Origin of the sequence: Pseudomonas sp. T1.Ur (genome assembly GCF_023516725.1) — a bacterium.
Lineage (GTDB): Bacteria > Pseudomonadota > Gammaproteobacteria > Pseudomonadales > Pseudomonadaceae > Aquipseudomonas > Aquipseudomonas alvandae.
Map to the genome: position 1 here is coordinate 4,381,900 of NZ_JAMGSN010000001.1, position 12,110 is coordinate 4,394,009.

Below are 12,110 nucleotides of genomic sequence, written 5' to 3' on the forward strand. Positions count from 1 at the left end.
CATGACACAAGCAGACTTCATCATCATCGGCGGCGGCATCGCCGGTGCTTCCACCGGCTACTGGCTGGCGCCCCACGGCCGGGTCATCGTGCTTGAACGCGAATCGCATCCGGCCTATCACTCCACCGGTCGTTCGGCGGCGCTGTACACCGCCGCTTATGGCACGCCACAGGTCAGGGCGCTGACCCAGGCCAGCCGAGATTTTTTCGATGCTCCGCCGACCGGCTTCTGCGAGCATCCGCTGCTCATTCCACGCGGCGAAATGACGGTGGATTTCACCGGTGACCCGGCCGAACTGAACAACCAATACCTCAGCGCCAAGGCCACGGTGCCGCAGATGCAACTGCTCAGCGCCGAAGACGCTTGCGTGCGATTGCCGATCCTGCGCCGGGAAAAAGTCCATGGCGCGATCTATGACCCCACGGCCTGCGACATCGACACCGATGCGCTGCACCAGGGTTACTTGCGAGGCATTCGTCGCAGCGGTGGCGAGGTGCATACCGACAGCGAAGTGCTCGACTTGATCCGCGACGATCAAGGGCAATGGCAAGTCAGGACCGCCAGCCAGACCTTCCGCGCGCCCGTGCTGGTCAACGCAGCCGGCGCCTGGGCCGATCAGGTGGCCGAAATGGCCGGCGCACGCAAGCTGGGCCTGCAACCCAAGCGGCGGGCGGCGTTCATTTTTGCCGGCCCCGAGGGCGTGGACATTCATGATTGGCCGATGTTGGTGAGCCTCGACGAATCCTTCTACATGAAGCCCGACGCGGGCATGTTCCTCGGCTCGCCAGCGAACGCCGACCCGGTGGAACCCCACGATGTGCAGCCCGAAGAGCTGGACATCGCCATGGGCATCTACCAGATCGAAGAAGCCACCACGCTGACCATCCGCCGCCCGACCCGCACCTGGGCCGGACTGCGTAGCTTCGTGCATGACGGCGATCTGCTGGCCGGCTTCGATCTTCAGGTGCCCGGACTGTTCTGGGTTGCGGCCCAGGGCGGCTACGGCATCCAGACCTCACCGGCCATGGGCCAGGCCAGCGCGGCGCTGGTGCGTGGCGAACCGCTGCCCGAGGCCCTGGCCCGTTTCGGCCTGAACGCTGCGATGTTGTCGCCCGCACGCCTGGGTTGATCTTCACCGGGGTGACGCGTCGCCTCTATTGCTGCACACTCCCCCGCGCCCCTGCTTCACGGGGCGCTGACCGCATGGAGTCCTCTCATGAATGCCCCGCAAGTCGATCCGGCGCTGGATAATTTCCGCACCATCGCCGATGCCATCGCCACCCTTTTCTACCCCCACGCCGAAGTGGTGCTGCATGACCTGCGCACGCAACGGGTCGATTACATCGCCAACAACCTGTCCAAGCGCGAAATTGGCGATGACTCTTCCTTGGAAGACATGCTCAGCGACGACGTCAGCGAACGAAACATCGGGCCCTATGAGAAGCTGAATTGGGACGGGCAAAAGATCCGCAGCCTCAGCAGCGTGCTGCGAGACGCCAAGGGCCACCCATTGGCAGTCTTGTGCATCAACCTGAATATTTCGTTGTTCGAAAACGCCAAGGCGGCGTTGGATCTGTTCCTGTCACCGAACAAATTGATTGCGCAGCCCGACTCGCTGTTTCGCGATGATTGGCAGGAGCGGATCAACACCTTCCTCCACGCCTGGATGCGTGAGCGTCAATTGAGCCTGAACCTGTTGACCCGCGACCACAAACGCGAGCTGGTGCTGGCGCTGCACGCCGAAGGCGCGTTCAAGGGCAAAAGCGCGTCCAACTATGTGGCCAACGTGCTTAATATGGGGCGGGCGACGGTGTACAAGCATTTGAAGGAGTTGAAAGGTTGAGGTCTTGTGTTGCCTGTACTGGCCTCATCGCGAGCAAGCTCGCTCCCACACTGGACCTCATTGAACAGAGATCCCCTGTGGGAGCTTGCTCGCGAAGGCTATTGATCAGTCGCCGTAGATATCCGACTTGAAATACTTGGCCTGGATCTTCTGATACTCGCCATTCGCCCGAATCCCATCAATGGCCTTGTTCAAATCCGCCACCAATTGAGTATTGCCCTTGCGCACCGCAATCCCGGCGCCCTCACCGACGTATTTCGGATCCTTGAGCTCCGGCCCGACAAACGCGTAGCCCTTGCCACGAGGCATCGACAGGAAGTCTTCCAGCGGGATGGTGTCTGCAAAAATCGCGTCCAGGCGCCCCGACGCCAGGTCCATGTAGATTTCTTCGTTATTGCTGTAGCGCTTGACCGTCACGCCTTTGGGCTCGAAGACTTCCGTGGCGAAACGATCCGTGGTGGTAGCGCGCTGCACGCCCACGGTCTTGCCCTTGAGGCTGGCGTACTGGTCATCGACCACGGCGCCTTCCTTCATCACCAGCCGCGACGAAGTGAAATAGTACTTGTGGCTGAAATCCACCGACTTCTTGCGCTCTTCGGTGATGGTCATGGACGACAGCGCCAAGTCGATCTTCTTCACCTTGAGGGACGGGATCAGCCCGTCGAACTCCCCTTCGATCCACTCGCACTTGACCTGCATCTGCGCGCACAAGGCATTGCCGATGTCGTAGTCGAAACCTTCGATCTTGCCTTCCGAGGTCTTTGAGGCAAACGGTGGATAAGCCGCCTCGATACCGATGCGCAAGGTTTTATCAGCGGCGAACAGACTGCTGGAGGCCAACAGGCTCAAGGCCAGGCCGGTGATGAGGGGAATTTTTTTCATGGTCGTTCTCTCGCGGATTGTTGTTGGTTTGGCAGAGAAAAATAGGCGTGACTTAATTTGTACTTATAAATCCATACTGGACTTTAATGTACATATCGTCAATCGGGGAAAGAGGGAATGTGATGGGAGGCTGATGGCCTCATCGCGAGCAAGCTCGCTCCCACAGGGATCTGTGCAGGACACTCACATTGTGTACAACGAAGATCCATTGTGGGAGCGAGCCTGCTCGCGAATAGCGCACTCGCAGGCAACATGAGAGATGACAGGCTGACTACCGCTTCCAGCGATCCGCCGCCGCATGATCACTGTCCCGTCCTTCGACCCAACGTGGGCCGTCGACGGTGTTTTCCTTCTTCCAGAACGGCGCGCGGGTCTTGAGGTAGTCCATGACAAAGGCGCAGGCGTCGAACGCCGCCTGGCGATGGGCACTGGCGGCACCGACAAAGACAATCGGTTCGCCCGGCTCAAGGGCACCGATGCGGTGCAACACTTCGAGCTTGAGCAGCGGCCAGCGCTGCTCGGCCTCGATGGCGATCTTGCCCAGGGCTTTCTCGGTCATGCCCGGGTAATGCTCCAGGAACATCCCGGACACATCGAGGCCGTCATTGAAGTCGCGCACGTAACCAACAAAACTCACTACCGCTCCCACGCCGACATTCGCCGCGTGCATCGCGTTGACCTCGGCCCCGGGATCGAACGGCTCGGCCTGCACCCGAATCGCCATGGCTCAGCCTCCTGTCACGGTCGGGAAGAACGCGACTTCATCGCCGTCGGCCAAAGGCTCGTCGAGTTGGCACAGGTCTTCGTTGCGTGCGCACATCAGGTTTTGCTCCGTGAGCACCTCGGCGCCGTCACGCTGCGCGAGCAACGCACGGACGTCGTTGACCGTCGCAAAATCGCCTTCCACCTTGACCGAGTCCACGCCAATCGCTTCACGATAGCGAGCAAAAAATTTCACGGTGATTTTCATGAGGCATCCGCCTGGAAATGGCCGCTCTTGCCGCCGAGCTTTTCCAGCACCCGCACGCCTTCGATGGTCATGCCCCGGTCCACGGCCTTGCACATGTCGTAGAGGGTCAGCGCGGCGACGCTGGCGGCAGTGAGCGCTTCCATTTCCACACCGGTCTGGCCCGACAGTTTGCAACGGGCAACGATGCGCACCCGGTCCTCGCCTTCGGCATTGAGCTCGACCTTGACGCTGGTGAGCATCAGCGGATGGCAGAGCGGAATCAGATCGCTGGTTTTCTTCGCCGCCTGGATACCGGCAATGCGCGCAACGGCGAACACATCGCCCTTGGGATGGCCGCCGCTGACGATCATTTGCAGGGTATCGGGCAACATGCGCACAAAAGCTTCAGCCGTGGCCTCACGGAACGTCACGGCCTTGTCGGTCACGTCGACCATGTTGGCGCGACCTCGGGAATCGAGATGAGTCAGCACAGGGTTACTCCTGATCAGGAGCGTCGATTGTAAACCCGTGAGTCAGATTCCGGCAGGGCTGATTGTCGCACCTGCTTTCATCCTGGATTCGGAAGTCACTGCAAAACCCTTGTGGGAGCGAGCTTGCTCGCGATGACAGGGGGTCAGGTATTTATTTTTATCTGATACACCGCTATCGCGAGCAAGCTCGCTCCCACAGGAGGTTTCGTATCGCCATAAAAAAACCAGGCGACCTTGCGGTCGCCCGGCTTGGCTGGAGTTACAGGTGGGATTCGGCGTATTCGGCCAGGATCGAGCGCGGTACGCCCTGCAGGGTGATGTGGACCCCGTTGGGGAAGTCCTTGAAGCGTTCGGTCAGGTAGGTCAGCCCGGAGCTGGTCGCGGACAGGTAAGGGGTGTCGATCTGTGCCAGGTTGCCCAGGCACACCACTTTGGAACCGGCGCCGGCACGGGTGATGATGGTTTTCATCTGGTGCGGGGTCAGGTTCTGGCATTCGTCGATCAGGATCAGGCTCTGCTGGAAGCTGCGTCCCCGGATGTAGTTGAGGGATTTGAACTGCAACGGCACTTTGCTGAGGATGTAGTCGACGCTGCCATGGGTGCTCTCGTCGTCCATGTGCAAGGCTTCGAGGTTGTCGGTGATGGCGCCCAGCCAAGGCTCCATTTTTTCCGCTTCGGTGCCGGGCAGGAAGCCGATCTCCTGGTCGAGGCCCTGCACGCTCCGGGTAGCGATGATGCGCCGGTAGCGCTTGCTGACCATGGTCTGTTCGATGGCGGCGGCCAGGGCCAGGATGGTCTTGCCGGAACCGGCGGCGCCGGACAGGTTGACCAGGTGGATATCCGGATCGAGCAGGGCGAACAGCGCCAGGCTCTGGTAGATGTCCCGAGGCTTGAGGCCCCACGCCTCCTGGTGCAGCAGGGGTTCCTGATGCAAATCGAGGATCAGCAGTTTGTCGACCTGGATTTCCTTGATCCAGCCGACGAAGCCTTGTTCGTCAATGATGAATTCGTTGATGTGCACCGCCGGCAGGTTGTCGATCAGTTGCACCTGGTGCCAGGTGCGACCGTGGTCCTGGCGAGTCTCGACCTTGCTCACGCGGTCCCAGAAGGAGCCGGTCATGGTGTGATAGCCGTTGGGCAGCAGCGACACGTCGTCGACCAGTTGGTCGGTGCTGTAGTCCTCCGCCGCGATCCCGCAGGCGCGGGCCTTGAGGCGCATGTTGATGTCTTTGGTCACCAGCACCACGGCTTGATCCTTATTGCGCGCGTGCAGGTCGATCAACTGGTTGATGATGATGTTGTCGTTCAGGTGTTCAGGCAGCACCAGGTTGGGTTCGGTGCGTTTGCTCATCAGGATCGAAAGCAGGCCCTTGGGACCGCTTTTGCCGCGCTGGATCGGTACGCCCAGCTCGACGTCTTCGGGAGAAGCGTCGCCCAGGGTCTTGTCGATCAGGCGGATCGCCTGGCGACATTCGGCCGCTACGCTGTGATGGCCACTCTTGAGCTTGTCCAGCTCCTCGAGGACGGTCATCGGCAGGGCAACGTGGTGTTCTTCGAAATTCAGCAGCGCGTTTGGGTCGTGGATCAATACGTTGGTATCGAGTACATACAGGATTGGCTGGTTGGAGGAAGGGCTACGTCCGTGGTCATCCATACTCGGTCACCTTTGTGGGGGCCATTCGACGCAATACCGTGACAGTGCTGCGCCTCGAGGTAGCCACCGAATCCACCCGCGACGATTCGGGCGAACTGCACACAAACTGGGTCTTGGAAGACGCCACCTGTGTTGCAGGTTTCGGCGGTCTGTCTTCTAGATACTCCAAAAACCATGACAGGAAAAAGCACTTTGACGGTTTTTTGAAGTTTATTTTTCAGAGTGACGAATAACCCTTGGCGTACCGTTGCTGCACCGTTAAAGTCGGAAGTCCGGTCGCCATGAAAGCGCGACCGAATTTACCTCCAGTCCAACGTTTACAGGCCTTTCGCATTCAGCGAAACGCGTCCTGGCAATCTTCCCAACCGATCCCGCTTTGCGCTGTTTGCGCGATGAGCCACGGCACCGCCGTTTTGACCGCATCCTGCTTGGCGTTGAAATTGATCACGCCGTGACGCCACAACAGCATCAGGGTCAGCACACGCTGGGCACTCTGCTCGGGCTTGAGGCGGTTGGCGCTGTCCTGGGGATCGATATCCCACAGCGCCACTTGCAGGCCCTGGTTCCGGAAGAATGACTGCGCGTCGCCCCGGCGCTGCCCCTGGGGCGGGCGGAACAGCGGCACGAAATTCTCCGGCAGCTTGCCCTTGACCAGGTCGACACTGCGCCGCACCGAGTCCTGCCAATCCTGCCAGTAACTGTGGGAACGGAACTCCCAACCCTGCACACCGACGCACTGCCCGGAATAGACCGCCTGGAGATCATTGACCGAGCGATCCGCGAGGCGCGCCTGGATGTCCTTGCCCAACACGAAGAACGTCCCGCTCATGTTCGACTTGCGCAGGTAATCTGTCAGCCACGGCGTGTTGTCGGGCGCGACGTTGGCCCCGCTGTCGAAGGTCAGCAGGAACATCCGGTCATTCATCTGCTCGCCGTTGCGCTCGTAATCTGCGAAACGCTCGATTTCGCTGGTGACCTGGGGAAACAGCGCCGCCTTGCGCAGCAGTTCGTCCCGATACCGGGTGTGGAAGATCCGGCTTGGCTCGGCCCACTTGATGTAATACGAGTTGTCGTCGAGCTGAAACCTGCTCGCCTCTTCCCGCAAGGTCGCCATGTTTTCCACCAGATAGCAGAAGGACGCGTCCAGTTCGCAGCTTCGCTGGGCAAAGTTGTAGCTGGACAGCAATCGCTGCCACAGCCGCGCGCGCAGGGCATTGACCGCCGCCATGTTGACCGTGCGCAGCCCCAGGTATTGCTTGAGGGCGATTTCGTCCATGGCATCGGTGTCCAGCAACACCCGGGCAAACATCAGCACCTCGGCCCGGGAGGCCACATCGAACAGCGTCGGGTTGGTGAGCTGTTCGGGCCAGGTGCTGCGGTCCAGGGTGGCGACGTCATTGGGCGCGGCGATGGCACCGAAGCTCAACAACCACACCGACAGTAGAAGGACGATACGCAAAAGGGATGTCTCCATAACGAAACCCGCGCGGCATGATAGCTGATCCTGGTGTGGCACTCGCCTACGACTGCGTCCTTCTCGGCGAACGTGCTTTTGTGGCGAGGGAGCTTGCTCCCGCTGGGTCGGTCCGACGCCTCGGGCGCAGCGGCCCCAAGATCTTGCGGTCGCTGCGCAACCGAGCGGGAGCAAGCTCCCTCGCCACAAAAGCGCCACCACCCCCCATTATCACTATCACCATCCATCCCCTATCACCCCAATAGCTGGAGTCCACCCGGACAACCCCCTAGAATCGCCGCACCCTCAAAGGAGACGTTTGCATGCTGATGGTGATTTCCCCCGCCAAGACCCTCGACTTCGAAACACCGCCGGCCACCGAGCGCTTCACCCTGCCGCAATACCTGGACCACTCCCAGGAGTTGGTCGAGCAATTGCGTGAACTCTCGCCTGCCCAGATCAGTGAATTGATGCACGTTTCCGACAAGATCGGTGGCCTCAATGCCGCGCGGTTCGGCAGTTGGACCCCGGCCTTCACGCCGGCCAACGCCAAGCAGGCGCTGCTGGCCTTCAAGGGCGACGTGTACACCGGCCTCGACGCGCAAAGCCTTGGCGAAGCCGACTTCGACTATGCCCAGCAGCACTTGCGCATGCTCTCGGGCCTTTATGGCCTGCTGCGCCCGCTGGACCTGATGCAGCCCTATCGCCTGGAGATGGGTACCAAGCTGGCCAACGCCCGGGGCAAGGACCTGTACGCCTTCTGGGGCACCCGCATCAGTGAATGGTTGAACGAGGCGCTGGCCGACCAGGGCGACGATCTGTTGTTGAACCTGGCCTCCAATGAATACTTCAGTGCAGTCAAACGCAGCGCACTGAAGGCCCGCATCATCGATACCGAGTTCAAGGACCTCAAGAATGGCCAGTACAAGATCATCAGCTTCTACGCCAAAAAAGCCCGAGGCTTGATGAGTCGGTTTGTCATTGAACAGCGCATCAACGATCCAGCGGCACTCAAGCAATTCGATGTGCAGGGGTATCGCTACAGCGCCGAGCAATCCTCTTCCGAAAAATTGGTTTTCTTGCGCGACCACGCCCCGCAATAACGCAGCGTCATTTCCAGGCCCCGATAAGGGGCCTCGATCAAAGCCGAATTTGTCATCCAACTTCCCCGCCCCTTTCGCCACTTTCTTGGCGTCAACAAAACAAACACCCCCCGCACTAACTTTTCTTTCACTCGACAAATGTCAGAATTTTCCGTAGTGGCACCGATTTTTTTATTCAGTACTGGCACAAAACTATCTACCCCCTTTAACTCCCCGAAACTAAAGGGCGAAATCGGCGGTGCTATCAATATGAGAGCAGTGCCATCTAGGCAAATATTTCGAAAAATTTCGAAAATCACGATGAGCGGATCGGAACTATGTGAAATTGCACGGCTCATACCACCCGTAACGATTCTCGCCGAGCGTGTACGAGATAACTTACAAGGCACGTCGTCCAAAGTAACGGAGTTGTAACGACAACTTAGCGAAACGGTCGTCTTATTGGATCCACCCTTAAAGGACGGGAGATAACGCACCATTACTATCCCCTACAAGGCCAAGGCTGCGCCCCTATTAACGTGCTCACCCGAGCACCCAACCTTCTGATTTTGTGGGCTTTTTGCCAGGAGTCTGAAGTGAAAGATCTTTTGCACGAGCGTCCCGCCAACGAGGACTGGCTGCATAACAGGGCAGGTCATAACAACTAGGCCGCTTTGCGCACAACTTGAGTGCAACTATTTAGACACTCGGAACTTTGTATGCCTGCACACGGCACTGTGGCGCCTGCATTCCACACTTCCGAGTGCACGATGACCGCTGAACACTATTAACTCCGGCCATTTAATGGCGTGAAAACAGAGGTAAATGCGATGCGCATTAGCATATTTGGTTTGGGTTACGTCGGTGCAGTATGTGCCGGTTGCCTGTCTGCACGGGGCCATGACGTAGTTGGCGTAGATGTCGCCAAAGACAAGATCGACATGATCAATGCCGGTAAGTCTCCGATCGTTGAACCGGGTCTTGGCGAGCTGTTGGCGCAGGGCATTCAAACGGGTCGGCTGCGCGGCACTACCAACTTCGCCGAAGCCATTCGCGATACTGACCTGTCGATGATTTGCGTTGGCACGCCAAGTAAGAAAAATGGCGACCTGGAACTGAACTACATCGAAGCCGTGTGCCGCGAGATCGGTTTTGTCCTGCGCGACAAGACCACCCGCCACACCATCGTGGTGCGCAGTACCGTACTGCCAGGCACCGTGGCCAATGTGGTCATCCCAATCCTCGAAGACTGCTCCGGCAAGAAAGCCGGCGTCGATTTCGGCGTCGCGGTCAACCCTGAGTTCCTGCGTGAAAGCACCGCGATCAAGGACTACGACCAGCCGCCAATGACCGTCATCGGCGAGTTCGACACCGCCTCGGGCGACGTCCTGCAATCGCTGTACGAAGAGCTCGACGCACCGATCATCCGCAAGGACATCGCCGTTGCCGAGATGATCAAGTACACCTGCAACGTGTGGCACGCCACCAAGGTGACCTTCGCCAACGAGATCGGCAACATTGCCAAGGCCGTCGGCGTCGATGGTCGTGAAGTGATGGACGTGGTCTGCCAGGACAAGGCCCTGAACCTGTCGCAGTACTACATGCGCCCAGGCTTCGCCTTCGGCGGTTCGTGCCTGCCTAAAGACGTGCGTGCCCTGACCTACCGCGCCAGCTCGCTGGACGTGGAAGCGCCGCTGCTCAACTCGCTGATGCGCAGCAACGAATCCCAGGTACAGAACGCTTTCGACATCGTCTCCAGCCACGACAAGCGCAAAGTCGCCCTGCTGGGCCTGAGCTTCAAGGCCGGTACCGACGACCTGCGTGAAAGCCCACTGGTAGAACTGGCGGAAATGCTGATCGGCAAGGGTTATGACCTGCGCATCTACGACAGCAACGTCGAATACGCCCGTGTCCACGGTGCGAACAAGGATTACATCGAGTCGAAGATTCCTCACGTCTCGTCCTTGCTCAACTCCGACTTCGACGCGGTGATCGACAGCTCCGACATCATCATTCTCGGCAACCGCGACGAGAAGTTCCGCGCGCTGACCGAGAACGTACCGGAAGGCAAGCAGGTCATCGACCTGGTTGGTTTCATGTCCAAGGCCACCTCCCCGAGTGGCCGGACCGAAGGTATTTGCTGGTAAAGCAGCCGCAAGCTTCAAGCTGCAAGCCTCAAGCTCAAAGCCCATTTGCTTGAGCTTGCAGCTTGGAGCTTGCCCCTTGCAGCTTGCAACTGACTTTAGGATACCGATTATGCACAGGCTAAAGCACGGCCTGCTTCAGGCCGCCGGTTGGCTGTTTTACTTGAGTTTACTGATGGGCATCGCCATGGCGTTGCCCACGTCCACGTTCGACTCCGAATCCAAGGATTTCATCTTCCTGATCGGCGCCGTGGGCATCTGGCGTTACTCCATGGGCGCGACGCATTTCGTGCGCGGCATGATCTTCCTGTACATCGTCTACCCACACCTGCGCCGCAAGGTACGCAAGCTGGGCAAGGCGGCGGACCCGTCCCACGTGTACCTGATGGTCACCAGTTTCCGCATCGACGCGCTGACCACCGCCCAGGTCTATGGCTCGGTGATCCGCGAAGCCATCGAATGCGGGCTGCCGACCACCGTGGTCTGCTCCATCGTGGAAATGTCTGACGAGTTGCTGGTGAAGAGCCTCTGGGCCCGCATGAACCCGCCGGCGCACGTCAAGCTGGACTTCGTGCGCATCCCGGGCACGGGCAAGCGTGACGGCCTGGCCTACGGCTTCCGCGCCATCTCCCGCCACCTGCCGGACGATCGCGCAGTGGTCGCGGTGATCGATGGCGACACCGTGCTCGCCGAAGGCGTGGTCCGCAAGACCGTGCCGTGGTTCCAGCTGTTCGGCAACGTCGGCGGCCTGACCACCAACGAGTTCTGCGAAGTGCGCGGCGGCTACATCATGAGCGAGTGGCACAAGCTGCGCTTCGCCCAACGCCACATCAACATGTGCTCGATGGCGTTGTCCAAGCGCGTGCTGACCATGACCGGACGCATGTCGGTGTTCCGCGCGACCGTCGTCACCAACCCGGACTTCATCGCCGACGTGGAAAGCGACTCGCTGCAACACTGGCGCCTGGGCCGCTTCAAGTTCCTGACCGGCGACGATAAATCGAGCTGGTTCAGCCTGATGCGCCTGGGCTACGACACCTTCTACGTGCCGGATGCGGCGATCAATACGGTCGAGCACCCACCGGAAAAGAGCTTCATCAAGGCGAGTCGCAAGTTGATGTTCCGTTGGTACGGCAACAACCTGCGGCAGAACTCCCGGGCCTTGGGCCTGGGTCTGCGGCGTCTGGGCCTGTTCACTTCGGTGGTGCTGTTCGACCAGCGCGTATCGATGTGGACATCGCTGCTGGGCCTGACCGTGGCGATCATCGCCAGCTTCAAGTACGGCACCGCGTTCATCCTGGTGTACCTGCTGTGGATCGGCATCACGCGGTTGATCCTGACCTTGCTGCTGTCGTGCTCCGGACACCGGATCGGCCCGGCCTACCCGGCGATTCTCTATTACAACCAGATCGTCGGTGCCCTGGTGAAGATCTACGTGTTCTTCCGCCTCGATCAACAGTCCTGGACCCGCCAGCCCACCCACCTGACCCGTGATCTCGCCAGCTTTCAACGTTGGTTCAACACTTGGTCGTCTCGGACCATGACCTTCTCCGCCGGCAGCATCTTTGTCGCCGTGCTGCTGACGATGGTCTGACCGGACTTGAATGAATTA

At 59.5% G+C, this 12,110-nt stretch carries 11 protein-coding genes; 5 read left to right on the top strand and 6 right to left on the bottom strand.

All coding sequences use genetic code 11. The features are described from left to right. Position 1 precedes the first annotated feature (1 nt). Both M8Q45_RS19485 and M8Q45_RS19490 read left to right on the top strand, forming a co-directional pair. Positions 2 to 1,129, top strand: coding sequence for an NAD(P)/FAD-dependent oxidoreductase (locus tag M8Q45_RS19485; RefSeq protein ID WP_249876035.1), 1,128 nt, complete (start codon positions 2 to 4; stop codon positions 1,127 to 1,129). Between the two features lie 87 nt (positions 1,130 to 1,216). After that, positions 1,217 to 1,843: a helix-turn-helix transcriptional regulator gene (locus M8Q45_RS19490; RefSeq protein ID WP_249876036.1), complete on the top strand. Its 627-nt coding sequence runs from the start codon at positions 1,217 to 1,219 to the stop codon at positions 1,841 to 1,843. A gap of 105 nt (positions 1,844 to 1,948) precedes the next feature. Here M8Q45_RS19490 and aotJ read toward each other — a convergent pair whose 3' ends face one another. The 6 genes from aotJ to M8Q45_RS19520 all read right to left on the bottom strand — a co-directional run bounded on the left by aotJ (position 1,949) and on the right by M8Q45_RS19520 (position 7,278). Beyond that, positions 1,949 to 2,725 carry an L-arginine-binding protein AotJ gene (gene aotJ / locus M8Q45_RS19495; protein WP_249876037.1) on the bottom strand — a complete coding sequence of 259 codons (777 nt, stop codon included), beginning with the start codon at positions 2,723 to 2,725 and terminating at the stop codon, positions 1,949 to 1,951. Between the two features lie 271 nt (positions 2,726 to 2,996). Beyond that, positions 2,997 to 3,449: a molybdopterin synthase catalytic subunit MoaE gene (moaE, locus tag M8Q45_RS19500; RefSeq protein ID WP_249876038.1), complete on the bottom strand. Its 453-nt coding sequence runs from the start codon at positions 3,447 to 3,449 to the stop codon at positions 2,997 to 2,999. 3 nt (positions 3,450 to 3,452) lie between these two features. After that, positions 3,453 to 3,695 carry a molybdopterin converting factor subunit 1 gene (gene moaD, locus M8Q45_RS19505; protein ID WP_249876039.1) on the bottom strand — a complete coding sequence of 81 codons (243 nt, stop codon included), beginning with the start codon at positions 3,693 to 3,695 and terminating at the stop codon, positions 3,453 to 3,455. After that, positions 3,692 to 4,165, bottom strand: a complete 474-nt coding sequence (gene moaC / locus M8Q45_RS19510; protein ID WP_249876040.1) for a cyclic pyranopterin monophosphate synthase MoaC — start codon at positions 4,163 to 4,165, stop codon at positions 3,692 to 3,694. The genes moaD and moaC overlap by 4 nt, the downstream gene beginning before the upstream one ends. Before the next feature lie 259 nt (positions 4,166 to 4,424). Then, positions 4,425 to 5,819, bottom strand: coding sequence for a PhoH family protein (locus M8Q45_RS19515; protein ID WP_030139644.1), 1,395 nt, complete (start codon positions 5,817 to 5,819; stop codon positions 4,425 to 4,427). A gap of 334 nt (positions 5,820 to 6,153) precedes the next feature. Next, entirely contained in the window at positions 6,154 to 7,278 is a 1,125-nt protein-coding gene (locus tag M8Q45_RS19520) for a polysaccharide deacetylase family protein (protein ID WP_249877358.1), read from the bottom strand. A 317-nt stretch (positions 7,279 to 7,595) separates the two neighbouring features. Here M8Q45_RS19520 and yaaA point away from each other — a divergent pair, with 317 nt between their 5' ends. The 3 genes from yaaA (at position 7,596) to alg8 (ending at position 12,092) form a co-directional block, all read left to right on the top strand. After that, positions 7,596 to 8,375 carry a peroxide stress protein YaaA gene (gene yaaA / locus M8Q45_RS19525; protein ID WP_249876041.1) on the top strand — a complete coding sequence of 260 codons (780 nt, stop codon included), beginning with the start codon at positions 7,596 to 7,598 and terminating at the stop codon, positions 8,373 to 8,375. A gap of 809 nt (positions 8,376 to 9,184) precedes the next feature. Beyond that, positions 9,185 to 10,501, top strand: coding sequence for a nucleotide sugar dehydrogenase (locus M8Q45_RS19530; protein WP_030139647.1), 1,317 nt, complete (start codon positions 9,185 to 9,187; stop codon positions 10,499 to 10,501). 109 nt (positions 10,502 to 10,610) lie between these two features. Beyond that, on the top strand, positions 10,611 to 12,092 hold the full coding sequence (alg8, locus tag M8Q45_RS19535) for a mannuronan synthase (RefSeq protein ID WP_283939059.1): 1,482 nt from the start codon (positions 10,611 to 10,613) through the stop codon (positions 12,090 to 12,092). Positions 12,093 to 12,110 lie beyond the last annotated feature (18 nt).

Coding starts and splice junctions, on each gene's coding strand:
- M8Q45_RS19485 (WP_249876035.1), top strand. CDS start 2: ATGACACAAGCAGACTTCATCATCATCGGCGGCGGCATCGCCGGTGCT.
- M8Q45_RS19490 (WP_249876036.1), top strand. CDS start 1,217: ATGAATGCCCCGCAAGTCGATCCGGCGCTGGATAATTTCCGCACCATC.
- aotJ (WP_249876037.1), bottom strand. CDS start 2,725: ATGAAAAAAATTCCCCTCATCACCGGCCTGGCCTTGAGCCTGTTGGCC.
- moaE (WP_249876038.1), bottom strand. CDS start 3,449: ATGGCGATTCGGGTGCAGGCCGAGCCGTTCGATCCCGGGGCCGAGGTC.
- moaD (WP_249876039.1), bottom strand. CDS start 3,695: ATGAAAATCACCGTGAAATTTTTTGCTCGCTATCGTGAAGCGATTGGC.
- M8Q45_RS19515 (WP_030139644.1), bottom strand. CDS start 5,819: ATGGATGACCACGGACGTAGCCCTTCCTCCAACCAGCCAATCCTGTAT.
- yaaA (WP_249876041.1), top strand. CDS start 7,596: ATGCTGATGGTGATTTCCCCCGCCAAGACCCTCGACTTCGAAACACCG.
- M8Q45_RS19530 (WP_030139647.1), top strand. CDS start 9,185: ATGCGCATTAGCATATTTGGTTTGGGTTACGTCGGTGCAGTATGTGCC.
- alg8 (WP_283939059.1), top strand. CDS start 10,611: ATGCACAGGCTAAAGCACGGCCTGCTTCAGGCCGCCGGTTGGCTGTTT.